General features: G+C 68.6%; 24 protein-coding genes and 1 pseudogene. 11 read left to right on the top strand and 14 right to left on the bottom strand.

All coding sequences use genetic code 11. From position 1 onward, the window contains the following. Positions 1-195: 195 nt before the first annotated feature. The 3 genes from OG758_RS44880 to OG758_RS44870 are packed head-to-tail and all read left to right on the top strand — an operon-like array spanning position 196 to position 3,983. Positions 196-765, top strand: a complete 570-nt coding sequence (locus tag OG758_RS44880; protein ID WP_399687320.1) for a 2Fe-2S iron-sulfur cluster-binding protein — start codon at positions 196-198, stop codon at positions 763-765. Beyond that, complete coding sequence (locus OG758_RS44875) at positions 762-1,745, top strand: FAD binding domain-containing protein (RefSeq protein WP_326715187.1); 984 nt, start codon at positions 762-764, stop codon at positions 1,743-1,745. The genes OG758_RS44880 and OG758_RS44875 overlap by 4 nt, the downstream gene beginning before the upstream one ends. A 9-nt stretch (positions 1,746-1,754) precedes the next feature. After that, positions 1,755-3,983 carry a xanthine dehydrogenase family protein molybdopterin-binding subunit gene (locus tag OG758_RS44870; RefSeq protein WP_326715186.1) on the top strand — a complete coding sequence of 743 codons (2,229 nt, stop codon included), beginning with the start codon at positions 1,755-1,757 and terminating at the stop codon, positions 3,981-3,983. Positions 3,984-4,069: 86 nt separating this feature from the next. Here OG758_RS44870 and OG758_RS44865 read toward each other — a convergent pair whose 3' ends face one another. Then, positions 4,070-4,801: a helix-turn-helix domain-containing protein gene (locus tag OG758_RS44865; RefSeq protein WP_326715185.1), complete on the bottom strand. Its 732-nt coding sequence runs from the start codon at positions 4,799-4,801 to the stop codon at positions 4,070-4,072. A 347-nt stretch (positions 4,802-5,148) separates the two neighbouring features. Here OG758_RS44865 and OG758_RS44860 point away from each other — a divergent pair, with 347 nt between their 5' ends. Genes OG758_RS44860 through OG758_RS44850 form a run of 3 tightly spaced genes read left to right on the top strand, consistent with a single transcriptional unit; the run spans position 5,149 to position 7,620 of the window. Next, entirely contained in the window at positions 5,149-5,820 is a 672-nt protein-coding gene (locus tag OG758_RS44860; protein ID WP_326715184.1) for a DUF4097 family beta strand repeat-containing protein, read from the top strand. Between the two features lie 31 nt (positions 5,821-5,851). Continuing rightward, positions 5,852-6,832, top strand: a complete 981-nt coding sequence (locus tag OG758_RS44855; RefSeq protein WP_326715183.1) for an ATP-binding cassette domain-containing protein — start codon at positions 5,852-5,854, stop codon at positions 6,830-6,832. Continuing rightward, complete coding sequence (locus OG758_RS44850; protein ID WP_326715182.1) at positions 6,829-7,620, top strand: ABC transporter permease; 792 nt, start codon at positions 6,829-6,831, stop codon at positions 7,618-7,620. Before OG758_RS44855 ends, OG758_RS44850 begins: the two co-directional genes overlap by 4 nt. 392 nt (positions 7,621-8,012) lie before the next feature. On the opposite strand, the gene OG758_RS44845 is transcribed toward OG758_RS44850, so the two are convergent. Next, positions 8,013-9,134, bottom strand: a complete 1,122-nt coding sequence (locus OG758_RS44845) for a lipid II:glycine glycyltransferase FemX (protein WP_326715181.1) — start codon at positions 9,132-9,134, stop codon at positions 8,013-8,015. A gap of 396 nt (positions 9,135-9,530) precedes the next feature. Further along, positions 9,531-10,721: an FAD-dependent oxidoreductase gene (locus tag OG758_RS44840; protein WP_326715180.1), complete on the bottom strand. Its 1,191-nt coding sequence runs from the start codon at positions 10,719-10,721 to the stop codon at positions 9,531-9,533. Here OG758_RS44840 and OG758_RS44835 point away from each other — a divergent pair. Next, positions 10,687-11,412, top strand: coding sequence for a TetR/AcrR family transcriptional regulator (locus tag OG758_RS44835; RefSeq protein ID WP_326715179.1), 726 nt, complete (start codon positions 10,687-10,689; stop codon positions 11,410-11,412). The genes OG758_RS44840 and OG758_RS44835 overlap by 35 nt on opposite strands. A gap of 268 nt (positions 11,413-11,680) precedes the next feature. Here OG758_RS44835 and OG758_RS44830 read toward each other — a convergent pair whose 3' ends face one another. Both OG758_RS44830 and OG758_RS44825 read right to left on the bottom strand, forming a co-directional pair. Then, the gene (locus tag OG758_RS44830; protein ID WP_326715178.1) at positions 11,681-12,325 is read right to left on the bottom strand and encodes a response regulator transcription factor; all 645 of its coding nucleotides are present in this window, start codon (positions 12,323-12,325) and stop codon (positions 11,681-11,683) included. A gap of 445 nt (positions 12,326-12,770) precedes the next feature. Then, positions 12,771-13,694, bottom strand: coding sequence for a class I SAM-dependent methyltransferase (locus OG758_RS44825; protein ID WP_326715177.1), 924 nt, complete (start codon positions 13,692-13,694; stop codon positions 12,771-12,773). A gap of 624 nt (positions 13,695-14,318) precedes the next feature. On the opposite strand from OG758_RS44825, the gene OG758_RS44820 reads away from it, so the two are divergent. Next, the gene (locus OG758_RS44820; RefSeq protein ID WP_326715176.1) at positions 14,319-14,498 is read left to right on the top strand and encodes a hypothetical protein; all 180 of its coding nucleotides are present in this window, start codon (positions 14,319-14,321) and stop codon (positions 14,496-14,498) included. A 203-nt stretch (positions 14,499-14,701) separates the two neighbouring features. Here the strand turns inward: OG758_RS44820 and OG758_RS44815 are convergent, their stop codons facing one another. Then, positions 14,702-15,214: a hypothetical protein gene (locus tag OG758_RS44815; protein ID WP_326715175.1), complete on the bottom strand. Its 513-nt coding sequence runs from the start codon at positions 15,212-15,214 to the stop codon at positions 14,702-14,704. Between OG758_RS44815 and OG758_RS44810 the strand changes: the two genes are divergently transcribed. Next, positions 15,203-15,649, top strand: coding sequence for a hypothetical protein (locus tag OG758_RS44810; RefSeq protein WP_326715174.1), 447 nt, complete (start codon positions 15,203-15,205; stop codon positions 15,647-15,649). The genes OG758_RS44815 and OG758_RS44810 overlap by 12 nt on opposite strands. A gap of 491 nt (positions 15,650-16,140) precedes the next feature. Then, a complete protein-coding gene (locus OG758_RS44805; protein ID WP_326715173.1) occupies positions 16,141-18,501 on the top strand; it encodes a GH92 family glycosyl hydrolase in 2,361 nt (786 codons plus the stop codon). 237 nt (positions 18,502-18,738) lie between these two features. Here OG758_RS44805 and OG758_RS44800 read toward each other — a convergent pair whose 3' ends face one another. Then, entirely contained in the window at positions 18,739-19,722 is a 984-nt protein-coding gene (locus OG758_RS44800) for a helix-turn-helix transcriptional regulator (RefSeq protein WP_326715172.1), read from the bottom strand. A gap of 93 nt (positions 19,723-19,815) precedes the next feature. On the opposite strand from OG758_RS44800, the gene OG758_RS44795 reads away from it, so the two are divergent. Continuing rightward, entirely contained in the window at positions 19,816-20,214 is a 399-nt protein-coding gene (locus OG758_RS44795) for a VOC family protein (protein ID WP_326715171.1), read from the top strand. A 33-nt stretch (positions 20,215-20,247) separates the two neighbouring features. Here the strand turns inward: OG758_RS44795 and OG758_RS44790 are convergent. The 7 genes and pseudogenes from OG758_RS44790 to OG758_RS44760 all read right to left on the bottom strand — a co-directional run. Then, a pseudogene (locus OG758_RS44790) lies at positions 20,248-20,679 on the bottom strand (prolyl oligopeptidase family serine peptidase); the annotation flags it as partial. A 111-nt stretch (positions 20,680-20,790) separates the two neighbouring features. Further along, entirely contained in the window at positions 20,791-22,131 is a 1,341-nt protein-coding gene (locus tag OG758_RS44785) for an MFS transporter (protein WP_326715170.1), read from the bottom strand. Positions 22,132-22,356: 225 nt separating this feature from the next. Then, on the bottom strand, positions 22,357-23,310 hold the full coding sequence (locus tag OG758_RS44780) for a VOC family protein (protein ID WP_326715169.1): 954 nt from the start codon (positions 23,308-23,310) through the stop codon (positions 22,357-22,359). After that, positions 23,307-24,410: a 4-oxalomesaconate tautomerase gene (locus tag OG758_RS44775; protein WP_326715168.1), complete on the bottom strand. Its 1,104-nt coding sequence runs from the start codon at positions 24,408-24,410 to the stop codon at positions 23,307-23,309. The genes OG758_RS44780 and OG758_RS44775 overlap by 4 nt, the downstream gene beginning before the upstream one ends. Then, complete coding sequence (locus tag OG758_RS44770; RefSeq protein WP_326715167.1) at positions 24,407-25,114, bottom strand: 4-carboxy-4-hydroxy-2-oxoadipate aldolase/oxaloacetate decarboxylase; 708 nt, start codon at positions 25,112-25,114, stop codon at positions 24,407-24,409. Before OG758_RS44770 ends, OG758_RS44775 begins: the two co-directional genes overlap by 4 nt. Then, on the bottom strand, positions 25,114-25,863 hold the full coding sequence (locus OG758_RS44765) for a PIG-L deacetylase family protein (RefSeq protein WP_326715166.1): 750 nt from the start codon (positions 25,861-25,863) through the stop codon (positions 25,114-25,116). The genes OG758_RS44770 and OG758_RS44765 overlap by 1 nt, the downstream gene beginning before the upstream one ends. A 66-nt stretch (positions 25,864-25,929) precedes the next feature. Continuing rightward, on the bottom strand, positions 25,930-26,580 hold the full coding sequence (locus OG758_RS44760; RefSeq protein ID WP_326715165.1) for a GntR family transcriptional regulator: 651 nt from the start codon (positions 26,578-26,580) through the stop codon (positions 25,930-25,932). Positions 26,581-26,610 lie beyond the last annotated feature (30 nt).

Here is a 26,610-nt window from a genome sequence, read left to right as displayed (position 1 = left end):
CGCCGGTTCTCGGGGCTGCGTGGGATGCGCGCCGGGCTGCCGCGCAGAAGCGCCCGGCCGAGTGAGACGGGCGCGGATGAGCGCGTTCCGGCGAGCGGTGCATCGGTTTTTGCGAGACCTTGAGGTGGAGCGCGCCCCACAGTGGCGACGCATGTCCAGGGTGACACCCACACCCAGCAAGGAAGGCGGGCCGTGGTGAGCGATGCGGATACGGGCGCCGCGGGGCGGAGCCAGGGCGAGATGGCGCAGCTCTCGGCGATCGAGTTGAACGTCAACGATCAGGTGCGACGGCTTGAGGTGGATCCACGGACCTCGCTGCTCGACGCGCTGCGCGAGCACCTGCGCCTGAGCGGTACCAAGAAGGGGTGTGATCACGGGCAGTGCGGCGCCTGCACGGTGCTGATCAACGGCCGACGCGTCAACTCCTGTTTGACGCTCGCCGTGATGCATGAGGACGACGAGATCGTGACGATCGAAGGCCTGGGCGTTCCCGATGGTCTGCACCCCATGCAACGCGCCTTCGTCGAGCGTGACGGCTTCCAATGCGGCTACTGCACTCCTGGTCAGATCTGTTCGGCCGTCGGCATGCTCGCCGAGGTGGAGGCGGGCTGGCCCAGCCACGCCACCGCTGACGTGGCCTCGCCGCGGATCGCGTTGACCGATGAGGAGATCCGCGAGCGGATGAGCGGCAACATCTGTCGGTGCGCCGCCTATCCGAACATCGTCGCGGCCATCCGTGGCATCGCGGTGGGAGGCTTGGAATGAGGTCCTTCACGTACGAGCGGGCGACGGACGCGCGGGCCGCCGTCGCTGCGGTGTCCAGAAACGGCGCGAAGTTCATCAGCGGCGGCACCAATCTGCTCGACCTGATGAAGCTCGACATCGAGAAGCCCAGCCATCTGGTCGACATCAGCCGGCTTCCGTTGCGGGACATCGAGGAGCTCCCGGACGGCGGGCTGCGCATCGGCGCCCAGGCGGCGAACTCCGATGTGGCCGCCGATGCCCGAGTGCGTACGCGCTACCCGGTGCTGTCGGAAGCGCTGGTCGCAGGTGCCTCGGGCCAGCTGCGCAACAAGGCGTCCACCGGGGGAAATCTGTTGCAGCGCACTCGCTGCCCGTACTACTACGACACGGCTGCGGGCTGCAACAAGCGAGATCCCGGTTCCGGGTGCTCGGCGATCGGCGGGTTCAACCGGATTCACGCCCTCCTCGGCGCCAGCGACTCCTGCATCGCCACCCACCCCTCGGACATGGCCGTCGCGATGACCGCGCTGGAGGCGGAGATCGAGCGGCTGGACGCCGACGGGTCGGTACGCCGCGTCGCCATCGCAGACTTCTACCGGCTGCCGGGCGACACGCCGCACATCGAGACCGTGCTGCGTCCGGGCGAGATGATCACGAGCGTCCTCCTGCCCCCGCCCCCGGCCGGCCGGCAGATCTACCGCAAGGTCCGAGACCGGGCTTCGTACGAGTTCGCGCTGGTCTCCGTGGCGGCTGTCGTCGCGACCGACCAGGGAACGATCAGTGACGCCCGGGTGGCTTTCGGCGGTGTGGCGCACAAGCCCTGGCGGTCCGGTGAGGCGGAGGCCGCGCTGACCGGCCGTCCCGCCACGATGGTCACCTATCGCGCCGCCGCCGAGGCCGCGATGCGCGACGCCGTGGGGCAGGGGCACAACGACTTCAAGATCGAGCTGGCCAAGCGCACGCTGTGCCGCACTCTGGCGCAAGCGGCTCAGGCGAGCTGAGGAGACGAGATGATCGGGCAAGCTCTGAACCGCGTCGACGGCCCGTTGAAGGTCGCCGGCCAGGCCACCTACGCCTACGAGCAGTGGGGGGCCGGCCAACCTCTCTACGGGTTCATCGTCGGCGCGACGATCGGCAAAGGCCGCATCACCAGGATCGACACCGAGAACGCCGAACGCGCACCTGGCGTAAAGATGGTGATGACCCATCACAATGCCCCCGCGCAGGGTGTCCGTGATGAGTCCATTCCGTTCGAATACTGGCGCGCCCAGCCAGTGCTGACGGGCCCCGACGTCCACTATTACGGCGAGCCGGTGGCACTTGCCGTCGCCACGACCCTCGAGCAGGCCCGAGCGGCCGCCGATCTGGTCGAAGTCGAGTACACCGGCGGGCGGGGACGTTTCAACTTCGCCGAGCAGGAAGACGAGGTGTACATCCCGAAAGTGGTCAACGCCGGTCTCCCCACCGACACTGCGGTCGGCGACTTCGATGCCGGGTTCGACAGCGCGGCGGTGAAGGTCGACCAGCTGTACACAACGCCGTACGAGCTCTCGATGCCGATGGAACCGCACGCGTGTCTGGTGGAACCGCGCGACGAGGAGCTGACCGTCTACGTCAGCTGCCAGATCGTCGACGCGGCGCGGGCCTCGGTTGCCGCCACGCTTCGGCTCGACCCGGAGCGGGTCCACATCGTCACCCCCTTCGTCGGCGGGGGATTCGGCTCCAAGCTGGGCATCCATTCCGAGACGATCCTGGCGGCGCTCGCCGCTCGCGAGTTGCGCCAACCGGTCAAGGTCGCGATGACCAGGCAGCAGATCTTCCAGCTCGTCGGCAACCGTCCCACAACCAGCCAGCGGGTTCGACTGGGCGCGGAGCAGGACGGACGGCTGAGCGCGATCGCCCATGACGTCACCATGCACACCAACCCCGACGTGGAGTACGCCGAGCAGACCGCCGCCACGACCCGCAGCCTCTACGCCGCGCCCCACCGGTTGACCAGCCACCGCCTGGCGCCGCTCGATCTGCCGCCCGGGACGGACGTACGCGCACCGGGCGAGGCGCCGGGCATGCTGGCGGTCGAGTCGGCGATGGACGAGCTGGCCCATGCGATCGGGATGGACCCCGTCGAACTGCGGATCCTCAACGAGCCCACCGTCGATCCCGAGCGAGACGTGCCGTACAGCGACCGGCACCTGGTCGACTGCCTGCGCGAAGGCGCGCGCCGGTTCGGCTGGGAGCACCGCCCCGGCACCCCGGCGAGCGTGCGCGACGGGCGCTGGCTGGTCGGCTACGGCATGTCGGCCGCCATCCGTGGGCACTTCCAGGGGCCGACAGCGGTGCGTGTGCGGTTGGAGGCCGACGGCACCGCCGTCGTCCAGACGGACATGACCGACCTCGGCACGGGCACGTACACCGTTCTGACCCAGGTCGCGGCCGAGGGGCTCGGACTGCCGCCCGATCGGGTGCGGATCGAGCTCGGGCGTTCCGAGTTTCCCACCAGCTGGGGGTCCGGCGGCTCTTGGGGCGCCGCCAGCTCGTGCAATGCGGTGCATGGTGCGTGTATGACCCTGCGCGAGCAACTCCTGGCCGCGGCGCGCGGAGACACCCGCTCGCCGCTGCACGGCCTGGACCCGGAAGACGCCGTGTTCTCGGATGGCAACGTGGTGGTCGGCAGAGCGTCCGAGGCGCTGAGCGAGATCGTCGCCCGCAGCCACCCGGAAGGGTTCGAGGCGGAGGGCGGTACCCGCTTCATGGGCGACGATCCGAACTACACGGACTACTCGATCAACACCTACGGGGCCCATTTCGCTGAAGTGGGGGTCGACGCGGACACCGCCGAGATCCGGCTGCGGCGGATGCTCGGCGTGTTCTCGGTGGGCCGCGTGCTCAACGCGAAGACGGCTCGCTCGCAGCTGATCGGCGGCATGATCTGGGGAGCCGGCGCGGCCCTCGAAGAAGAGGCCGTGGTCGACCTGCGAACCGGCGCCTTCGTCAACCGGGACTTCGCGCAATACCTGGTGCCGGTCCACGCCGACATCCCCGATGTCGAAGCGGTCATCCTTGACGGGTACGACGACAAGGCCAATGTCCTGGGCGCGAAGGGCGTCGGCGAGCTGGGCATCTGCGGGGCCGGTGCGTCGATCGCGAACGCGGTGTTCAACGCCACCGGCGTGCGCGTACGCGACTTCCCCATCACCATCGAGAAGGTGCTCCCCGGTCTACCACTGATGGAGACCTGAATCCATGACAACGGTGCCGGTTCGCCCGCCAAAGCCCTGATCCGAAGCGGCCCGCCGCATGGGTCCGGCTGAGGGCTGAGGGCAAGTCAGGTGGTGCTGTCCTTCGGCGGTTCGGGTTGGGTATGGAGGATGTCGCGGGCCTGTTCCGCCGCGCGCGCCATGCTTTCGGAGACGAAATCGAGGAAACGGGCGATGTTCTCCAGCCGGGTCGCCGCCGGAGTGCCTGACCCGAGAACACCGACACCCTGTCGCGCAATATCAACCATGTGGGCGGTGGAACGGGCGGACGCCATCATCGACTGGTACATGATGTCGTTGTCCACGACATAGCGCTCACGGCGGCGCTCGTCGCGCTCCCGGCGGACCATGCCCTGACTCTCCAAGAACGCGACCGCCTTCGAGATCGACGCGGGGCTGACCTGCAGACGCTGGACGAGTTCGGCGGCTGTGAGACTGCCCGTGTCGGTGAGGGTGAGGCAGGACATCACCCGCGCCATCATCTTCGGCGTGCCCGACTGTATGAGGACGGTCGTGAACGTCTCCTCATACGCAAGCACCGCCTGGGCGTCACGCCCGTAAGCCTGCGCGGGCGTCTCCGCGTCCCGGGGCGTGGCCTGTTTGCGGCGGGAGCGCTGTTCCGTAGCCCGGTGCGCGAGGTCCGCACGGTAAGCGGTCGGGCCACCGTTGCGCATCACCTCACGCGTGATCGTCGACGTCGGCCGCTCCAGGTTTCTGGCGATCTCGGCATAGGCGAGGCCATCGGCCAGCCCCAACGCGATCTGCTGGCGTTCCCGCTGGGTGAGTCTGCCTCCCGGCATTACGTTCTCCTTCTCCTTGGCGGCCCTGCACCGGCCCCCGGCACCCGCGCGCGGCGGCCGGCGTCCGTGCCCGGCGGCCGGGCTCGTGTCCAGCGCCCGTGCACGGTCTCCGGCGTCTGGCGTCAGGTGTCCGTGTTTTGAGGTCCGGCGGGTCGACTATAGCGTTCACTCTCAATTCATTGCAACGACCGGGGGCGAGACCTGTTGCATTAGAGCCCAGACCATTGCAATGAAATCCCTGCAACTACCTGCACTTATAGGGTTCTTGCGCAACAAGACTGTTGCTCGATCCTTGAATGCAACGTAGCGTTTCGCCCATCAGAAACAACGGATTCAAGGAGCACACCATGCAGAAGTTCGACACCCCCTCCCCCGTCACCGCCGTCCTGGACATCCCCGCGGGCCGCATCCGGTTCATCGCCGCCGACCGCACCGACACATGCGTCGAGATCCTGCCCGCCGACCAGTCCAAGAGCCGCGACCTCAAGGCCGCCGAGCAGACCACGGTCACCTACGCCGACGGCGTTCTGCGCATCGAGGCCGCCGCCGCGAAGAACCGGATCCTGGGCAACTCCGGCTCCGTCGAAGTGACCGTTCAGTTGCCCGCCGGCTCCCGCGTCGAGGCGAAGGCCGCCGCCGCCGAACTGCGGGGTGTGGGACGTCTCGGCGACGTCACCTTCGAGGGCGCGCAGGGCGTGGTCAAGCTCGACGAGACCGCGAGCGCCCGCCTCACCCTTCAGGCCGGTGACGTCTTCGTCGGCCGCCTGAACGGCCCCGCGCAGATCAGCACGCAAAAGGGCGACCTGAACATCGCCGAGGCCACGAGCGGGACGGTCGAACTGCGCACCGAGTCCGGTGACATCACCATCGGCGCCGCCCGCGGCACCTCCGCCACCCTCGACGCCGGCACCACTTACGGCCGCATCCACAACACCCTGAAGAACACCGAAGGCACCGACGCCGGGCTGAACATCCACGCCACCACCTCCTACGGCGACATCACCGCCCGCAGCCTCTGACCCACCCACAGGTCTCGAAGGAGCGCCTTTCATGAGTACTTTGGCCATCGCGGCGAACGGGCTGCGCAAGTCCTACGGCGACAAGACCGTCCTCGACGGCATCGACCTCGCCGTCCCCGAGGGAACGGTGTTCGCCCTGCTCGGGCCGAACGGCGCCGGCAAGACCACCGCGGTCAAGATCCTTTCCACTCTCCTCTCCCCCGATCCCGCCTGTGGCGAGATCCGCGTCGGCGGGCACGACCTCGCGACCAAGGCGCAGGCCGTGCGCGCCGCGATCGGGGTGACCGGGCAGTTCTCCGCCGTCGACGGCCTCATCACCGGCGAGGAGAACATGCTCCTCATGGCGGACCTGCACCACCTGCCCAAGTCCGAAGGACGGCGCGTCGCCGCCGAGTTGCTGGAGCGGTTCGACCTCGTTGACGCCGCGAAGAAGCCCGCCTCCACCTACTCGGGCGGCATGAAGCGCCGCCTCGACATCGCCATGACGCTGGTCGGCAACCCGCGGATCATCTTCCTCGACGAGCCGACCACCGGCCTCGACCCCCGCGCCCGCCACAACATGTGGGGCATCATCCGCGAACTCGTCACCGACGGCGTCACCGTCTTCCTCACCACCCAGTACCTCGACGAAGCCGACGAGCTCGCCGACCGTATCGCCGTCCTCAACGACGGCAAGATCGCCGCCGAGGGCAGCGCCGAGGAACTCAAGCGGCTCATCCCCGGCGGACACATCCGGCTCCGCTTCACCGACCCCGACGCCTACCAGAACGCCGCCCTCTCCCTGAACGAAGCCCACCGCGACGACGAGGCCCTCGCCCTGCAGATCCCCAGCGCCGGCAGCCAGCGCGAGCTGCGCTCCATCCTCGACCGGCTGGACTCGGCCGGCATCGAGGCGGACGAGCTGACCGTGCACACCCCCGACCTCGACGACGTGTTCTTCGCCCTCACGGGCGGCGCCGGCATCCCCAACCAGCCCAACCAGCCCAACCAGTCCAAGGAGGAAGCCCGATGAGCTCCCTGTCCCTCGCCGTGCGCGACTCGTCCACCATGCTGCGCCGCAACCTCCTGCACGCCCGCCGCTACCCCTCCCTCACCCTGAACCTGCTGCTCACCCCGATCATGCTGCTCCTCCTCTTCGTCTACATCTTCGGCGACGTCATGAGCGCCGGCCTCGGCGGCAGCGGCGCCGACCGCTCCGTCTACATCGCCTACATCGTCCCCGGCCTGCTCCTGATGACGATCGGCTCCACCACCATCGGCACCGCGGTGTCCGTCTCCAACGACATGACCGAAGGCATCATCGCCCGCTTCCGCACCATGGCCATCCACCGCGGCTCCGTCCTCATCGGACACGTCATCGGCAGCGTGCTGCAGTGCATCGCGAGCGTGGTGCTCGTCGGAGCCGTCGCCGTGGCGATCGGGTTCCGGTCCACCAACGCCACCGCCCTGGAATGGCTGGCCGCGTTCGGGCTTCTCGTGCTGTTCGCGACGGCGCTCACCTGGATCGCGGTCGGTATGGGACTGATCAGCCCCAACGCCGAAGCTGCCAGCAACAACGCCATGCCCCTGATCCTGCTGCCCCTCCTGTCCAGCGCCTTCATCCCCACCGACACCATGCCCGGCTGGTTCCAGCCCATCGCCCAATACCAGCCCTTCACCCCCGCCATCGAAACCCTCCGCGGCCTCCTCCTCGGCAGCGAGATCGGCAACAACGGCTGGCTCACCATCGCCTGGAGCCTCGGCCTCACCGTCCTCGGCTACTACTGGTCCAAAGCAAAGTTCAACGACGACCCGAAGTAGCCCGCATGACCACGCGGGCCACCACCCGCAAAGCCCACACCACCTCGTGGCGGCGCGCCCCGACACCACGTCGGAGTACGCCGCCACACCCGTATCTCCTCAGCGCGCCCACAGGCCGGCACCCGCAGATCACTGCCCCGGCAGGCCACCACCCGACCCACGCACGACCAGACCCGTGACGAGACCCACGGCCAGAAGCGCAAGATCCCCCTCTGATCTGGCCCCGCTCGTCCGGCTCGCGTCGGCTCCGACGGACGCGTTCGAGGTGCAGAGCGAGCCGGCCTCGCCCTGCAGGTCGGAGACGGGGCTACTTCGGGCCGGAGTTGAACTCGGAACCACCTGGAGCCAATTGGGGCCAGGGGTCCGGGGGCGGCGTGCGGCGCGGGCCGATGTCAGCGGCGGGACATGTAGAGGTTGAATGCCTTGTGCAGAACCTTGTTGAGTGGGAAGTCCCATTCCCCAAGGTATTCAACGGCCTGTCCGCCGCTGCCGACCTTGAACCGGAGTAGGCCGAGGAGGTGGTTGTCCTCCTCCAGCGTGTCGGTGATGCCACGGAAGTCGTAGATGCCGGCGCCGAGTTCGTAGGCATCGGACATCATTCGCCACTGGATGGCGTTGTTGGGCTGGACCTCACGTTTACGGCTGGTGGAGGCCCCGTACGAGTACCAGACGTGCTCACCGACGGTCAGCATCGTGGCGGCCGCGAGTACCTCTCCCTCGTGGTGGGCGAGGTAGAGGCGCATGCGGTTGTCGTCCTCGGCCTGCAGCGCGGTCCACATGCGCTGGAAGTAGGCCAGGGGGCGCGGGATGAACTGGTCCCGTTCGGCGGTCTCGACGTAGATTGCGTGGAAGGCGGGCAGGTCGTCGTAGTCGCCCTGGACCACTTTGACACCGGCCTTCTCTGCCTTTTTGATGTTGCGTCGCCACTGCTGGTTGAGATCGCGCTGGATTTCTTCCAGCGGCCGTCCCTTGAAAGGAACTTGGAACACGTAGCGCGGCTGGCCTGCGGCGAAGCCGTCCTCACCGCCGGACTCCGTCTGCTGCCAGCCCATGCGGCGCAGCCGGTCGGCCAGCTCGAAGGCCTCCGGCTCGCGCATGGTGGCCTGCGCATCCCCCAACTTTGTGGCCTGCGGGTCAGCGATCGCAGCCTTGACCGCCTCGGCGCTCCAGCGGCGTTGCACCACGGGCGGCCCCATCTTCACGGAGAAGACGCCCTGTGCTTTCAAGTACGCGAGCATCGGCCGAAGCCACTGGTCCAGGCCCGTCGCCGTCCAGTCGATGACAGGGCCCTCAGGGAGATAGGCGAAGTACTTCTTCAACTTCGGCAACGGACGAAGCAGCGCCAGCCCGGCACCAACGAGATTGCCGCCTTCGTCGAACCAGCCCAGGCTCTCCCCCCGCCAGTCCGGCTTCACATCCGCCCAGGCCGGAACCTGCATGTGACTCACTGACGGCTGGGCTGCGACGAAAGCCAGATGTTCGTCGCGGGTGATCGACTTCAGGCGATAACTCATGCGCAGCGCTCCTCTGTTCGACGCGCCACCCTGCTGAGGCACGTTGCACGAACCCAGGCCTCACAGAATGTCACCAATCACGGGATATGGCACAGCCTCTCAACGTGCTGCCGGCGTACGGCCAAGAGGGCAGAGCGGCGTAGTCCAGGAAGTACGCAGTCGCTGTCGATATCTACGCGATCGACATCTAGAGGAGCGCAGGAGCGGCCATAAGGGTCCAGCGACTACGCGAAGTGACGGCAAGCTGCCGCGACAGCGTCCGGATTTGCCGGTGAGCGGGTATCTGATCATCCAGGGTCGGGGCCGCCCGATCCGGGGCGGCGATCTGAACAGTTGCGGGTGTCCGGAGAGGCCAGGGTTCGCGCGTTTCGGCCTCGATGGACTGCACAGGCGTTCTCAGTCTGCGGGTGCCGGTTCGGCGGGCCGGGCCGTGAAGAAGCGGGTGATGTCTTCCGCCGCGGTTGGGGACAGCATCATCGCCTGGACTCGTGCGGACATCTCGGCGATCGGGTGAATCCTGGTGAACATCACCTCCTCGTACGTCCGGATCGCCGAGTCCGGGTCGGCGGGGTCGGCGGCGAGTCGGCCGGCGAGTTCGGCGGCGTCGAGCATGGCCTGGTTGGCGCCCTCGCCGACCGGCGGCATGAGGTGCGCGGCGTCGCCGATGAGAGTGACGCCCGGCCGGCCGGACCAGCACGTACCGATGGGCATCGCTTCGATCAGGCGCGGCAGCGGCGCGCTGTCCCCGGACTCGATGAGAGCGGTGAGGCGTGGGTCCCAGCCACCGAACACGTCCAGCAGAGCGCGCTTACTGCGGTATGTGTCGATGGGGCGATCGTCTGCGCGCAGCGAGATCCCGACACGTAGGCTGCCGTCGCTGAGGCGCTGCGCTGCCAGGATCTGGTTCACGCCGACGCACCACAGGTTCCCGGGGCCGACCAGCTCGGCGAGATCCGGATGGCGCCGGTCGACGTCTTCGATGCTCAGCTCTACGAGGGTGGCCACATAGGACAATTGGACGTCGGTCAGCAGCGACCGGACGATCGAGCGCGCGCCGTCCGCGCCGATGAGGACGTCGCAGCCGGTTCGGTGGCCGCCATGGAACGTCAGTTCCCAGCCCCCGTCAGGTCGCGGGTTCGCCGCGACAAGCCGGTGCCGCCACACAACCGTGTCGGCGGGGAGGGAATCGAGCAGAAGATCACGCAGTACGCTCCGGTCGATCTCGGGACGTCCGGAGAATGAGCCAGGTTGCGGCTCATGGTGTACCAGGGTTCGTCCGGTCGGGTCGACGATGCGATGTTCCTCGCCCTCGGGCCGCGCCTCCGACCGGAACCGGCCGGCGAGACCCGCCTCGGCCAGGGCCTGTTGCCCGGACTCCGGGTGCAGGTCGAGCGAGCCGCCCTGCGGCCGCGCGGATCGGCTTGCCTCGCGCTCGTACACCACCGCATCGATGCCGTGCTGATGCAGGATCCGTGCCAGTGTCAGCCCGCCAAGGCCGCCTCCGGCGATCGCAATTCGCATGCTCACTCCATCATTACCGTACGCTGTCCGTATGGATACACCGTACGGTAGCGAAGCGTTGCCCATCTGGGAACGGCCCGAACCTCAGCCGCGGGCGGCGCCGGTGCCGTTGAGCCGCGAGAAGATCGCCACCGCGGCGATCCGGCTTGCCGACGCGCACGGCCTCGACGGCCTGTCGGTTCGCAAGATCGCCAAAGAACTCGGCGTCGGCCCGATGCGGCTCTACGACTACGTGATCAACAGATCCGAACTGCTCGATCTGATGGTCGACGTCGTCTATGCCCGGATCGCCGAGGTCATTCAGCAATCCGCGTGGCGCGCCACGGTACTGGCCGTCGCCCACGCGACCCGCGATGCCGCCCTTGATCATGAGTGGTTCTCCGACCTGCTCGGCGGAAGGCCGCACCTGGGACCTCACGCGCTCGCCGTGGGCGAAGCGACCGCGGCGGCGCTGAGCCAGGCCCCCGGCGTGCGCGGCATCGACGGGCTCCAGCGGGCTTTGGGCGCCCTCAACGCCTTCGTCATCGGAGCGGTCCGCAGAGAGGTCACCGAGCGGCGCACCGCGCGTTCCACCGGCACCGATGAAGCCACCTTTCAGGCCGGCCTCGGCCCCTACCTCACACGCATGTTGGAAACCGGCAGGTACCCCACCATCGCCCGGCTCGTCATCGACGGCGCCCACCTCAATGCCGAGGAAACCTTCCACCACAACCTGACCACCGTCTTGGACGGCATCACCGGCCGACCCCGCACGTGACCGACTGCTCTGCGGCCGACGGCCGACGGCCGACGGCCGACTGGAAGCCGATACCGCGTACTCGCGGCCCGTGGCGCCGGGTGAGATCACCGTGAGTGAGGCGGCAACGCTCGCCACAACCACGGCATGCGCGCTGTAAAGCCACACCCCGACCCCTGGGTCTCCCGATCGTACGAAGGACCGGAATCAACCCGCTGACACGGTAAGGAGCGCTGTACTTGGCCCGCATGCCCAAGTACAGCGCTCAGTTCGCGTGGCACCGAACGCGTCAGGCACCGACCAGATCGGCCTCATGGGCGAGGATTGCGGCCTGGGTCCGGTTTTCGAGGCCGAGCCGGGCGAGCATCCGGGAGACATGCGTCTTCACGCTGGCCAGGGACAGGTGAAGAGTCTCAGCGATGCTCTGGTTGGGGTGCCCTGCACCGATGAGGGCCAGGACATTGCGCTCGGAGTCGGTGAGGGTGCGGATCTTCTCCCCCAGGAAGCCGGAACCACGCGTCGGCGCCTGACTGACCAGCTTCTTCATGATCTCGGGCGAGAGAACGAGTCCGCCGGCCGCCAAGGTCCGCACCGCGGCAGCCAGCTCCCCGGCAATGTGGTCCTTCTCAAGGAAGCCCCCAGCTCCGGCGTTGAGCGCCTGGAGGACGATGTCGTCGATGCTGAAGCGGGTCAGTGCCAGTACCCGAGGAGACTCCTCCATCCGCACCAGCTGGACCGTGGCTTCCACCCCTCCGCCGTGGGGCAAGTACAGGTCCATGATGACGACATCGGGACGGTACTCCCTGGTGGCACTGACGGCCTGAAAACCGTCAGCGGCTTCACCAACGACCTCGATTCCGTCCGCAGCCTCCAGCGCCGAGCGCAGGCCGGAACGGATGAGGCTCTGGTCATCAACGATCAGAACGCGGATCACGCGCTTCCCTTTCAATCGGGGCGAGGGGCACCGCCCGCAGCTCACTGCCAGACGGCACCAAGATCACTACCCTGCTGGCCGCCTGGAGTGCTTGCCCAGGCCAAATGCAACGCTCACGGGCCAACTACAGCGCTCCTGCGGCTGAGCACCCGAGTTGGCACTGTTCGCCGACTCCGATGCTCAGCTCCGGATTGCCTTCACCGTGGTCACGTTGCGAGCCGGCCATCGGCCGAACGGGTCGGTTTCGGGTTCGGTGCGGCGGCTCCGAGCCTCCCCCGCTTCGCGTCAAGCGGATGCCAACGGGAGGGACGCGACGGCCTCGGTGGGCCGGCCTTGCCTGATCAGGCAACTCTGCCAGCGCGCGGCGCCCATCGGACGCGGCCGACGAGCCAAGTACAGCGCGCAACAGGTCCGGGTGCGCCTGGCGCCGGCCCGCACGTCTCCCTCAACGTGCGGGGCGGCGCGCGGCCAGAAGATCGGCGTGGGGGGCCTGCACGAGTTGAAGGCCCTGTGCCTCGAGTTCTGCGCCGATCTCCGCAGCGCTGGCCGGCCACACCTCGAATGTCTCCCGCTGCTGGCGCAACACCCGTCCGTCTCGTTCGACGTGATAGGTGAAGACCATCCGCACGAACCCCGCATCGGGTTCTCGGGTGATGTCCGCGCCGTAGATGTCCGGGCCTACCCGGACCGGCCCGAGCCGTCCCACCTTCTCGCGCCCGGTCGGCAGTTCGGTGGGCGGAGGGTCGAAGAGCAGTAGCCCGTCGGGCAGGAGCGCGCGGCTGACGGCCTCCCAGGTGGAGCGTCGGGTGGCGGGGTCGAGGCAGGCGATGATGTTGGAGGCGACGGCCAGGTCTGCAACATCCTCGAGTCCCGCTCTCTCGATGGACTCGGGATGAAGGGTGACGCGGGCACGCTGGTCAGCACCCAGACCAGCCAGGCGGGACAACAGGGCCGCGCGCATCGGGGCCGCCGGCTCGACAGCGTGGATCGGCGCGGCGGACGCGGTCAGCAAGGTCTCGGTGACGATCCCGGTACCCGCACCGACATCAAGGATCCCGTGCCGGGCGCGGCCGGCCGCCTGGGCGAAGCGCCGTTTTGCCAAGCGGCGGTCGGTTTCACCCTGGAGCAGATCGTAGAACTCGACAGAGACCGTGTAGCCGGCGCCGAACATCTCACCCACGGCAGTGCGGCCAAACGAATTCGGGTGCGTGGCGGGCAGGGTCCGCGAGCGCACCGCCGTAGACACAGTCGAGGTGTCCGGCAACACCGACGTGGCCTTCCAGGCGCCGGCCGCGCGCAGGGCCCGCTCGCCGAGTCCGCGGAACGGCACCACTACAAACGGCACCTTGGCCCGGGCCGCAGCCTGCACGCCCTGTGGGGTTGTAGCCGGCGGCCGGCGCTTGGGCCGGCCCCACGCCCGCCTTCTTCGGAGCAACAGGCCTGCGGTCGGGGGCGGGCTTTCCCGTGTCCACACCCTCCGCTCTGGTGCCGGCGTCGATCACGTCATCCGCGTCCAGGACACACCACCTCACCGCAAGGTCCCTCGCCGAGACCGAGAAAGCGAGGATGATCGTCCAGCCGCGCCTCTTCAGCGTCCGCAGCAGCCCGGCCGCACCGGCAAGGGCCCGCATGTGGAACCAGAGCGGGGAGAACAACGCCTGATTCGCCGTTCCGACCGCCCCGGCCCCGTCACAGTCCTCACTATGGACGGGCACGTGATCCAGCAGCTCGTCATCACACGTGCCGCTCACTCCGTCGATGCGCGCCATCGCCCGGCGGTGGCCGCGCTGGGCGAGCGCCGAGGTCCAGGCGATCGGGTGCCGGTAGCACATGACGAGCGGAGGCCCATCAGCATGGAACAGCGTCACGACCGGCATCAGCTGCCTCCCTCGCTCGAGCCTCGCCTGCCTGTTCTCGACCCTACGATCAGCTCACCCCCACGGCACGGTCCCCACGGCCGTTTGCCAGCGTTGATCAGGGAAACCCGCACCGTATGACACATCACGCAGGCGCTTGCCGCACGGTGGTGGTCACCGGCACCAGCGGTGGCATCGGGCGCGCGTGCGTTGCTGCGTTCGGCGCCCGAGGCGAGCGGCTCGCGCTGATCGCCCGCGGCCGGGTCGGCCTGGACGGAGCGTGCGCGAGGTCGCGCGAGCCGGCGCCGCGAGAGTGATCGTCATGGAAACTCGAACCCAGCCTCGGCCGGCAGGAGCCATGATCATGGGAACTGTGCCTGTACCAACCGACCCCGACGTCACCCCCGTGCCGCCGCCCGAACCCCCGCCACGCCCGAAGCCCCCAGACCCCGGCGAACCGCCCGATGGGCCGAAACCGGGCGAGCCGCCAAGTACACCGGATCCCCCGGCACCGCCCGGCTCACCCGTCCCGCCACCTGAGCCGCCCGCACCGCCCAGCCCGGATGAGCCCGGCCCTGAGGAGCCGAAGCCGGGTCAGCCTCCCCCAATGGAGCCGCCGGACTGACGGACCCTGCGGGTAACGACAAAGGGCACCAGCCAGCCGACCGCCCGGCACGTCCACCGAGCGGACACCAGCACGCGGCGCCCGGTCCACGGAGTTCCAAGCCCTGTTGGACCTCCAGGGAAGCTGTCGCACCGTGCGCGAGACCTCGATCTCGTCGCTGGGGATCACGGCGTCGACCGAGCGGAAGCCGGGCGGGATGTCACGGTCGGCGCGCTCGTCCTGCGGGAGCGCGTCGGCGTGGTGGACGGTGACGCGCAGGTCGCCTTTCGACCAGGTGGCGTCGCCCTTCTTGCGTCGGCGGCCCTGTCCGAGCCACGCGTCGATCTGCGTCAGGTGCGCCTCCGTCTCGGTGTCCGGGACGAGCACCGAGTGGTAGGCATACAGGTCCGCGAGGGTATGGCGCGGCACGGGGAACATGTAGTCCGGGCGTTGCTCGGCGAGGCCGTCAGCCGCTACGACGCGCCCGAGCTGGTCGCCGTCTCGTGCATCGCCTACTGCCCCGACACCTGGTTCACGGAAGACGTCCTCAAACGCGGCGGCCGCCTGGAAGTCGTCATCCCGGCCACCGCGTACCGGGCAGGCCCGCCCGAGAAGTGGCACCACGACGCGTACGACCGGCCGATGTCCCGCGCGGCCGAAGTCCATGAGACCGGCACGACCGAGTCGACCGGCGAACCCCACCGGGCGGGCGGCGAAATCCTTGTCGGGCTCGCTGACGAGCTGCTCGCGGTCTGGGACGGGAAGCCCGCGCGCGGGTTCGGCGGGACCGCGGATCTGATGGCGCACGCGGAGCGGACCGGAAGGCCGTTCTGGGCGCTGCGGCCCGAAGGCGCCGACCATTGACCCACACCGCGACCAGGGGCCCGCCCCAACCGGGGCGGGCCGCTCTCATGTCTGACGCGGCTACACGTGGCCGCGGCCATGCGACGCGTGCTGAGCCGCGATCCGCTGCACCGCGGGGCGACCGCACGCCGCGCTCCTCGCCGATGGGCTCGGAGCGACCCGCGTTCGGGCGACGCGGCGAGGGAGCAGGAGAAGTCCTCCCTCTTGGAGGAGTTCTCTCTCTTGGCGGCCAAGAGAGGGGTGTTGGCGTGGAGCACCTCGACCTGCCCCGGTCTGCAGAGACTCCCGCACGGTGCATCAGGCCGCCCTGGGGGTTTCAGCCGAACCGCTCCCGCAGAACCGGCACGCCCGCAAGAGGCCACGCAGGCAACGGCAAGAGCCCCTTCTCACACCCAACCAGTCGCGGGGAACGATGGATTGACGGAACGACACCGGAAAGGCAAAGATCGACAGGCACTGATTTGACAACGTTGTCGAAAGAGAGGATCACGATGCGAGCGCTGAGACGAGTGTTCACCGCCTTGTTGATCGGCACCACCATAGCCGCGGCTTCCGCCACCTCCGGCGTCGCGAACGCCGAGGAGCGGGGGCCGAAGTTCGCTGATGACCCCACCACGCTGGTCGACACGTCGATCGGCAACAACGGCGACGGGACCACCTTCCCGGGCGCGGCCGCTCCGTTCGGCATGGTGCAACTGAGTCCTGACACGCAGCTCAACAAGTACGCCTCCTACGACTACGCACAGGACACCATCCTCGGCTTCAGTCACACGCACCTCTCGGGCGTCGGCTGCCAGACGATGGGCAACTTCCGGTTCATGCCGACCACTGGTGCGGTCACCTCGTCCGACCCGGCGCAGTACGGTGCGAAGTTCAGCCATGACAACGAGACCCGCGCGCCCGGCTACTACGGCGTGAAGTTCGACAACGGCATCAAGGCCGAGCTCTCCGCCACGCAGCGGACCGGCCAGCACCGCTACACCTACCCCGCCGGATCAGGCTCCGAGAACGTACTCATCGAGGCCGGCCAGAGCAACGGCAGCACCTACGCCGGTGACGTCAAGGTGGTCGGCAACGACACCGTGGAAGGCTGGGTCCAGGGCGGCAACTTCTGTGGCGAGACCGGCAAGGAGCGCTACCGGGTCTACTTCAGCGCCAAGTTCGACCGGACGTTCTCGAAGTTCGGCACCTGGACCGACGGCACCCTCACGCCGGACCAGCGCGAGGCGTCGCGCGGCACCAAGCGCGCCGGTGCCTGGCTGTCGTTCGACCCGGCCCAGGGCCACCAGGTCGGTACGTCGGTGGGCCTGTCCTACACCTCGATCGACGGCGCGCGCCTCAACCGCACGGCCGAGCAGCCCAAGTCGTTCGACAAGGCCCGAGCCGGCGCGCACGACGCCTGGCGCGGCGAGCTGAACCGGATGCGCGTGGCCGGCGGCAGCACCGCCGACCAGCGCACGTACTACAGCGCGCTCTACCACTCGCTGCTGCACCCGTCGATCGGTTCCGACGTCGACAACCGCTACCGGGGCTTCGACGACAAGGTGCACCGAGCGGATTCCACGTACTACCAGATGTTCTCGCTCTGGGACACCTACCGCTCGCAGAACCAGCTGGTGGCCCTGCTGCATCCGGACAAGGCCGCGGACATGGCCAAGTCGGTGCTGCACATCTACCAGGACGGTGGCTGGCTGCCGCGCTGGGGGCTCGGCAACAGCGAGACCAACGTGATGAGCGGTGATCCCATCACCCCGTGGATCGTCGACATCTACAACCGCGGCCTGCTCGACAGCCGCACCTCGCACCAGCTCTTCGACGCACTCTGGAAGAACGTCAACGAGGTCCCCTCGGACCAGTCGGTCTTCCGTGGCCGTGACGGCAACCCTACGTACGTCAAGAACGGCTGGGTCGGCTATCAGAACCTGCCCGGCTACACGTACGGCGACAGCCGCCAGGCCGGCTCGGCCACACTCGAGTACGCACTCGGCGACTGCGCGCTGTCCACGATGGCGGGCGGCCTCGGCTACAAGGACAAGGCCGCGACGCTCGCCTCGCGCTGCGACAACTTCACGAACCTCTGGGACTCCGGCGTCACCTCACAGGGCTTCTCCGGCTTCCCGGTCACGAAGAACGCCGACGGCACGGTCGCCGGTGACCCCGACCCCACCCAGTCCGGGGCGTTCCACGAGGGCACCGCGTGGCAGTACCAGTGGCTCGCCCAGCAGGACCCGCAGACCCTCTTCGGTCTCATGGGCGGCCAGGCGGCTGCGGAGCAGCGGCTGGACAAGTTCTTCGACATGCCGACCGTCCTCAGTGACCCGGCCAAGGCGGCTTCGGAGTCGTGGGTGACCGGCGCGTACGACTACCACAACAACTTCGCCTTCAACCCCAACAACGAGCCCGACTTCCACACCCCGTGGATGTACGCGTGGACCGGTGCCCCGTGGAAGACCTCGGCGGTGCTGCGTGCGATGCGGACGCTCTTCACCGACGACGTGTACGGCATGCCCGGCAACGACGACCTCGGCGCCACCTCGTCGCTGCTCGTCTTCGCCATGGCCGGCGTCTTCGAGGCACAGCCGGGTTCCGCCAACTACATCGTCACCGCGCCCATGTTCGAGAAGGTCGAGATCCGGCCCGAACACGGACGCAGGATCAGCATCGAGGCGCCGGGCGCCGACGCTTCGAAGCTTCAGTACGTGTCCTCCGTGAACACGGGCAAGGGCACGTTGCACCAGAGCTGGCTTTCCCACAAGGATCTGCTCCGCTCCGGCACGATCAAGATCGACCTTTCCGACAAGCCCACGACCTGGGGTGTCAACGCCGCCCCGCCCGCCATCAGCCAGAACTGACGTTGTCGGCTGCGGCCCCTCCACACAGGGGCCGCACTGCGGCTGCCCGCGCGCCGGAGGGTGTGCGGGGCAGGAGGCGGGCGAGCGCAACGGCCCGCCGTCCATAGGCACGAGACAGATCTGCACGACTGCCTTGCCCATCAACGGACGTGCGGTGCGGCCAGGGCGGCTCACCGGTCGTGAACGAACCCGTCTCGCAGTCGGTTGACCGGCAACTACTTGCGCTCGTACCTGGCCTCAGGCTTGACGGGCACAGGACGCGAGGCGGTCGGCGAGGGCGATGACGAGGCTGCGAAGTTCATCCGGGCGCTCGATGACGAACGGCCGGTCAAGTGAGGCGAGTACCGGCGGCAACCAGTCGAGCGATTCCGCCCGGAGCTCGACTCGCAGCCAACGCTCGGTCCCCGGATCCACGCGTGCCGTGGGCGCGGTCTCCTCCACGTTCGCAACGCTGGCCGGAAGGCGGGCGCGGATCTGATCGACCGTCCCGTGGATCCGCAACGTCACCGCGTACCGGTACCCAGCCGTGGCGAACCCTGACAACACGCGCTGCGCCGGATCAAGTCCGGCGGGGGCCTCGAACAAGCCGGGAAGGGTCCTCGCGGCCGCGATGCGATCGAGCCGGAACGTCCGGTCCTCGCCGATCCCGGGGTCCGTGCCCGTGACGTACCACCGGCCCGAATGAGCGACGATCCCGTACGCGTGCAGCGGGCGTTCGCTGCGTCGGCCGTCGCGGTCCGTGTATCTGATCGAGAGCGGTCGTCGGTGGCGTACCGCATCGGCGACGGTGAGCAGGACCTCGGCGTCCGGGATTGCGCGCCGGCCGGGCGAAGCCGTGAATGCGAGGGATTCCAGGACCGTGTCGAGCCTGCGGGCCAAACGCTCGGGCAGGACCCTGCGGATCTTGGCCGCTGCCGTCTCGCTCGCCGTATCCGCCGTCAGCCCGCCTCGGCGGCCGGCGACCAGTCCGAGCAGGACGGCGAGTGCCTCGTCGTCGCTGAGCATGAGCGGAGGCAGGCGGTATCCGGGGGCGAGCCGATACCCGCCGTAGCGGCCCCGCACCGCCTCCACCGGCACGTCGAGGTCGTTCAACTGGTCCACATAGCGCCGCACGGTCCGCCCGTCGACGCCGAGCCGGTCGGCGAGTTCAGCCACCGTTCGGACGCCGCCCGACTGCAGAAGTTCCAGGAGAGTCAGCACGCGCACGGTAGGTCGGGACATGGTTCAGAACCTAGCGCGAATACCGGGCCGATTCTGTCCTCTATCAGCCCTAGCCTGCGAAGGACAGCGGCTCCGCCAACCTGGGAGAACACCATGGACTTCGTCTCGATCCGCATCATCACCGGCAACGTCGCGCGCCTCGTCGAGTTCTACGAGAAGGCCACAGGGGTGCCGGCGACCTGGGCCACCGAGGACTTCGCCGAACTCAAGACCCCCAGCGCCACCCTCGCGATCGCCGGCACCCGCACCGTCCCGCTGTTCGCTCCGGGTTCCGCCCGCCCGGCGGACAACCACAGCGTGATCATCGAGTTCCTCGTCGACGACGTGGACCGCGTGCACGGGAACCTGACCGGCCTTGTCTCCGACTTCGTCAACGAGCCCACCACGATGCCCTGGGGCAACCGCGCACTGCTCTTCCGCGACCCCGACGGCAACCTCGTCAACTTCTTCACCCCGGTCACCCCGGCCGCGATCGAGAAGTTCGCTCGTTGACGCCGGTCCCGCTCGTTCAGAAGGGAGTACAAGTCAATTCGGCCTGTGGCCCGTCACCTTGGCGATCCACGTGATGAAGTCGGCGGCGTCGATGTTCGCGCCGTGGCCCTCGTCCCAGTAGTACAGGTGGCTGACGTTGTCGCCCAGGTTGTCGAGCGCTGCGGCGAGGTTGGCGGAGATGTTGAGCGAGGTGTCGCTGTCCTTGGTGCCGAGGCGGATCCACCAGTGCTTGGCGCGGCCCGGGTTCTTCTTCGCGAGGTGGTACATCGGGTTCATCAGGTCGAGCTTCTGGGGGATGTCGCTCCCAAGTCGCTTGTTGGTGACACCTGTTGTGTCGTTCTTGAGACCGTACGCCGTGAAGTGGCGGGACTGGGTGGTGCCCGTGCCGAACTCGTTGTTCTCCCCGGCCGACAGGTCGAAGGCATCGAAGGCCGGGGCGGACTTCTTGCGTGCGCCGACGTGGGTGTTGACTATGGGCCGGATGCTAAGCAAACCCACAGCCGGCGAAGTACGGTCGGCGATGGCGACGGGCCGGACCTCTGCGAGGTCCGGCCCGTTCCTTATGCGGTTCTCAGGTCAGCTCGCCATGGACACCGGCGCGCCCGCGCCGCTCGTGTCGGCCATGGCCGGCTGCAGGCTGCGCAGTCCGGTCAGGCTGACGAAGACCAGCGCGAAGACGCCTGCGAGTGCGAACACGGTGAAGCCCGCCGTGTGCGAGCCGTTGTCGACCAGCCGGCCGCCGAGCCACGGTCCGAAGACGGCGCCGAAGCGGCCCATGCCGGAGACCCAGCCGACGGCGGTGCCACGGTTCTCGTCGGTCGAACGGTGCGCCACCGTGGCGTAGATCATTGCCTGACCGCTGAAGAGGAACAGGCCGGTCAGGAAGACCACGATGTACGTCAGCGCGAGCGGCATATGGACGCTGAGCACCCCGATGCCGACGGCGGTGCAGGCGAACCAGATGGCGGAGATGCGCGAGCCTCCGAACCTGTCGGTGAGCCGCCCGCCGACCAGCATGCCGACGATGCCACCGGCGTTGATGGCGATGACGAAACCGATCGCGGACCCGAGGTCGTAGCCGGCGGCACGCATCATCGACGGCAGCCACTGCGAGAAGCCGTACACCAGGAGGAGCCCGCCGAAGGAGGCCAGCCAGAAGAACAGGGTCTGGATCCACAGCTTGCCGCGGAACAGGGCGGCGAGCGCTCCCCAGCCCTCGCCCGCCGGACGGTTGATGCCCGGGGCGGCGAGCTCGACGCCGTAGCGGTCGGCGAGCGCCCCGGCCTCTGCCGTACGCCCCTTGGTCTGCAGGAAGTTCAGCGACTCGGGCAGGTACTTGACGGCCAGCGGGACGCCGATGAAGAGCGGGGTCACGCAGATCCAGAAACAGAGCCGCCAGTCGCTGTCGGTCCACAGCGCCACGAACCCGGCCAGGATGCCGCCGGCCTGGTGAGCGGTCATCAGGGAGCCGACGATCAAGGCGCGGCGGCCGCGCGGGGCGTACTCCGCGACCAAGGTGATCGCGCTCGGCAACAGCCCGCCGAGGCCGAGGCCCGCCACGAAGCGGCCGATGCTGAATACGCCGAGGCTGCTCGCCGTGGCGCAGAGGGCGGAGGCCAGGGAGAAGACCGCGGTGGAGGTGATGATGGTCTGCTTGCGGCCGACCCGGTCGCTGAGGGTGCCCGAGCACAGGGCGCCTATCAGCATGCCGAACGTGGCGTACGAGCCGACGTCGCCGGCCTTGCCGGGGCTGATGCCCAGCGCCTTGGTCTCGAGCATGTGCGGCAGTACGGAGCCGTAGACGAACATGTCCAGGCCGTCGAAGAAGACCAGCAGCCAGCACAGGCCGACGACCAGCAGGGCCAGCCGGTTGCCGCGCACGGCGCTGCCGGCGGCGGTTGAGGTGGAGGGCGACATCGGGGGTTCCTCTCGTTCGGGACAGCGGTGTCCCTGGAGGCGGCTTCGGGGAGGGGCGAGCCGACCGGCTCGATGGCGACGGACCCGGCGTGCGGATGACGTTAGAGACCCGGTCAATTGGCGTCAACGGTTTTGTTAACAATATTTCGAGCAATCAGGGAATGAGCAGTGGTGGGCTGCACACAGCTGTGTGCAGCCCACCACTGAGCTTGTCCTGCGGGTCGGTCAGTCCTCCGGCGGGGTGCCGTGGGTGTGGAAGGAGTCGATGGTCTTCAGGCCCCAGGCCTGCCCCTTCTTCCGCTCCGCCTCGGTCCAGGTGATGAGCGGCCAGTCGGGGGCCAGGACGAGGCGGGTGAGCGGGTTGCACAGCTCGATGCGGTTGCCGCCGGGCTCGTAGAGGTAGAGGAAGAACGTCTGTTGGATGGCGTGCTTGTGCGGGCCGGTCTCGATGAACACGCCGGTGTCGATGGCCAGATCGGCGGCTCGCAGGATGTCCTCGCGGGTGTCGGTGGCGAAGGCGATGTGGTGGAGGCGGCCGGTCGAGCCGGTCCAGTCGGAGGTGTAGACGACGTCGTACGACTTGTCGGTGAAGGTCAGCCACTTGGCGCCGATGGTGCCGTTGTCGAGCTGGATCTGCTCGGTGGGGCGGGCGCCCAGGACTTGCTGGTGGAAGTCGGCGTTGGCGGCGACGTCGGCTGCCAGGTAGTTGACGTGGTCGAGGCGGCGTACCCCGACTCCCTTGTTGGGCTTGGCCTGTGGCTGGTTCTTCAGCGCGGGCTTCAGCTCGTCGGGCGCCTCGTAGTGCTCGCTCTCCCAATAGAGGGCGATCTCGTGGCCGTCGGGGTCCTGGGCGACGTAGATCCTGCCGATGCCCGGCTCGTCCTCGGCCCACCGGCCCATGTGGCCCCCCGCCTCCAGCTCCTCGACCCGCCGCCGCAGTGCCTCCTCGCTGGAGGTGCGCAGGGCGGTGCGACGGATGCCGGGCTTGTCGTTCGCGGTGAGGACGAGGCTGTGATGCTCGTAGTCGTCGAAGGTCCGCAGACAGACGGAGCCGCCCGAGCGGCCGTTCACGGTGAGGCCCAGGTAGTCGGTGAAGAACCCGACGCTGGCGTCCAGGTCCGGAGTGAGCAGTTCGACGTGGCCGAGGTGGGCGATGTCGCCGAGAGGCGGATGCGTCATCCGTTGCCTCCTTGGGAGTCGGGGCGGGGGGAGGGATCTGGGGATCGTGGGAAGACCGTGCCGTCGAAGATCTTTCGTGCGGTACGCACCACAGCGGTGTGGCGCACCACGGCTGAGCCGGCGCCGAGCTCGACACGGGCCTCGATGTCGAGGAACCCGGTGGGGTGCTCGATGCGCAACCGGTCGCCGCGCGAGGGAAGCCGGGCGATCGGCTCGGCGACGGAACCGGGAATCCGCAGCCCGGCGGCGACGCTCGCCGCGCCCAGAACCCCGATCGAGGTGTGGGCGCGTACGGGGATGAAGGTGCGGGTCATCACCGTGCCGCCGTCCACGGGCGGGGCGAGGAGGGTGAGCTTGGGGACGGTTGTCCACGCAACATCGCCGAGCCCCATCAAGGGGCCTGCTTCCAGACGGATTTCACGCAGCCGCGCCCTGAGGGCCTGGTCCGCCTCCAGCTCCTCGGGGCTCTCGTAACCGGTGACCTCGAGGTCGCGGGCGGCGATCAGCACGGTCGGCATCCCGTTGTCCACGCAGGTCACCGGCGTACCGGCGACAATGCCCAGGGGATGGCCAGTGGGCAGCAACGAGCGGGCGCGCCGGGGGAACTCGATGACGACAGGTGCCGCGCTCCCCGGCACTCCGGAGATTGCCGCGTCGCCGGTGTAGTCGACGCGGCCGCCCGGGGTGGGGAAGGTGGCGGTGGCGAGGTCGCCGCTGTTGAGCATGCGGATCCGGACGGAGGTCTCGCCGTCCGAACCCGCCACGAGCCCGCGCTCGACGGCGAACGGCCCGACGCCGGCGAGAATGTTCCCGCAGTTCTGACGGTCACTCACCTCCGCTTTGTCGACGGCGACTTGAAGGAAGAGATAGTCGACGTCGGCGTCCGGGGATTCCGAGACGGAGACCACGCCCACTTTGCTGGTGAGTGGGTGCGCGCCGCCGAGCCCGTCGATCTGGCGGGGGTCGGGACTGCCCATGATCCGCCGGAGCAGCGCGTCGCGCTCCCCCGGATCTGCGGGCAGGTCGCGGGCCAGGAAGTAGGCGCCTTTGGAGGTGCCGCCGCGCATCAGCATGCAGTGCACCTCCTCGGGCCTGCTCACGACGCATCCCCGGTGCAGTAGTCCTCGTACGACTGGTACGTGACTCCGAGCCGCTCGAGCGTCTCCCGCAGCTCGTACCGGTCGAGTCCCAACTGCCCTTCCTGGAAGGCGGCCCGGGACCTGGCCTCCTTGGCCTCGCGGGCCATTGACGCCTCGGCGGTCTGCCGCGCCTTCCCACGCGGCACGACCACGACACCGTCGTCGTCGGCGACGATCACGTCACCGGCGCGGATCACCTGGCCGCCGATCACGACGGGTACGTTCACGGATCCGCCGGTGGCTTTGACGGTGCCCTGCGGGCTGAGCGCGGCCGCCCAGGCCGCGAACCCCATCTCGCGCAGCTCGACGGTGTCGCGGATGCCCGCGTCGGTGACGACGCCGCGCACCCCGCGCCGCTGCAGCGCGGTCGCGAACAGCTCGCCGAACATGCCGTCGGTGGACGGCGATGTGGTCGTCACGACCAGGATGTCGCCTTCGCCGCACTGCTCGACCGCCGCGTGGATCATGAGGTTGTCGCCGGGCCAGGACAGGACGGTCACCGCGGTGCCCGCGATCCGGGTGTCCTGCTGTACGGGGCTCAGGTGCGAGCCGAGAAACCCGGTGCGCCCCATCGCCTCGGAGATGGTGGCCGTGCCGTACCCGGCAAGTGCCTCGACATCCTGCGGGTCCGCCTTCGGGGGGTTGGTGACGATCACGCCGCCCATCAGCCGAGCTCCTTCGCGATCTGCGGGTAGGGACGCATGTATGCCTCGGCCATGGTCCGGTGAGCCAGACCCAGGTTCGGCCCTGCGTTACGCCTGAGCTGGACTCCTCGGCGTACGGCGAGGTCCGTGTAGTAGTCCCACAGGTGCTGCTGGGCGCCCAGGCACTCCATCGCCTGCCGCTTGGTGTCCCACACCTCTGTGATGTCGAGGAGGACCTCCGGTTTGAAGCCGCTCATCTCGGGCTGATGCGGCTCGAAGAAGAAGACCGGCGGGGCACCGATGATCTCGCCGGGGCCCGGGTAGCCGATGGCCTGGGCGAGGACGCGGGCGTCGAGGGCCATGCGGTGGGCGGCCGGGTGATCGCCGTTGTACGGGTCCTCGGCCGGGTGTGTGAGGACGACATCCGGCTGGGTCGCACGGTAGACCTCGACAAGGCGGTCGGTCAGCTCCGGGGTGGCCAGGAGCGGGTAGTCACCCGCGTCGAAGAAGCACACCTCGGCGCCGAGCACAGCGGCGGCCCGCTCTGCCTCGTCCCGGCGTATCGCCTTGATCTCCGCAAGCTTCCGGCCCTCGCGCCAGGCCTTGGCGGACTCGCCGCGCTCACCGAAGGTCAGGCACGCGATGGTGACCTTCTCATCCCGGGAGGCGGCCAGCGCGATGGCTCCGCCGGCCCGCCAGACGAAATCTCCGGCGTGTGCGGTGACGACCAGGGTGGATCGCGGGGTGGTGGGCGCCTTGCCGTGTGTCATGGGCTGAATCTCCTTGCTGGACAGGAAGGTCGGCCCACCCCCGTGGCGTCGGTCGTGCGGCGCCCGCTATTCGCGCAACGCGTCGATCACGCCCGTCAGATGGGCACGGACGGCCGCCTCTGCGGCCTTCGGATCCCTGGCCGCGATCGCCTCGATCATGGCCAGGTGTTCACCCAGGGACTGCTGGGGACGTCCCGGTCTCAGCGCGAGCTGGAACCGGTGGCGCACCAGCTGCCCGTTGAGCCGATCCAGGAGTTCCAGAGCCACCGGCTGACCGGAGAACTCCCGGATCAGGAAGTGAAGTTGCTGGTTGAGTTCGGAGTACGTCACCGGCTCGCCGTCGGCGACCGCCTTCGTCATCGCGGCGCCCACGTCGGCCAGCTGAGCCAGTTGCTCGTCGCTGGCCGCGACGGCCGCCTTGGCCGCGCACAGCCCTTCCAGGGCCATACGGCACTCAGTGATGGCCACCGCTTCCTCGACCGTCACCACCCGCACCCGCGAGCCGCGGTTTCGGATCCGCTCGACCAGCCCTTCCGCCGCCAGATCGATCAGTGCCGCTCTGACACTGGCCCGCGTCACACCGAACTCTTCGGCGAGCTCGTTCTCCACCAGCCGTTGGGCCGGTGCCATGTCGCCTTGCAGAATCGCCTGCCTGAGCTGCGTCAACGCCTGCTGCTTGGCCTGCTCTCCGGTGCCCGAACGGGGTTGGTCCGGCATCGCTTGCCCTCCCTGGGTGAGTGCTTGTCA

Origin of the sequence: Streptomyces sp. NBC_01474 (assembly GCF_035918215.1) — a bacterium.
Lineage (GTDB): Bacteria > Actinomycetota > Actinomycetes > Streptomycetales > Streptomycetaceae > Streptomyces > Streptomyces aureus.
This window is presented reverse-complemented; position numbering and strand designations above follow the sequence as displayed.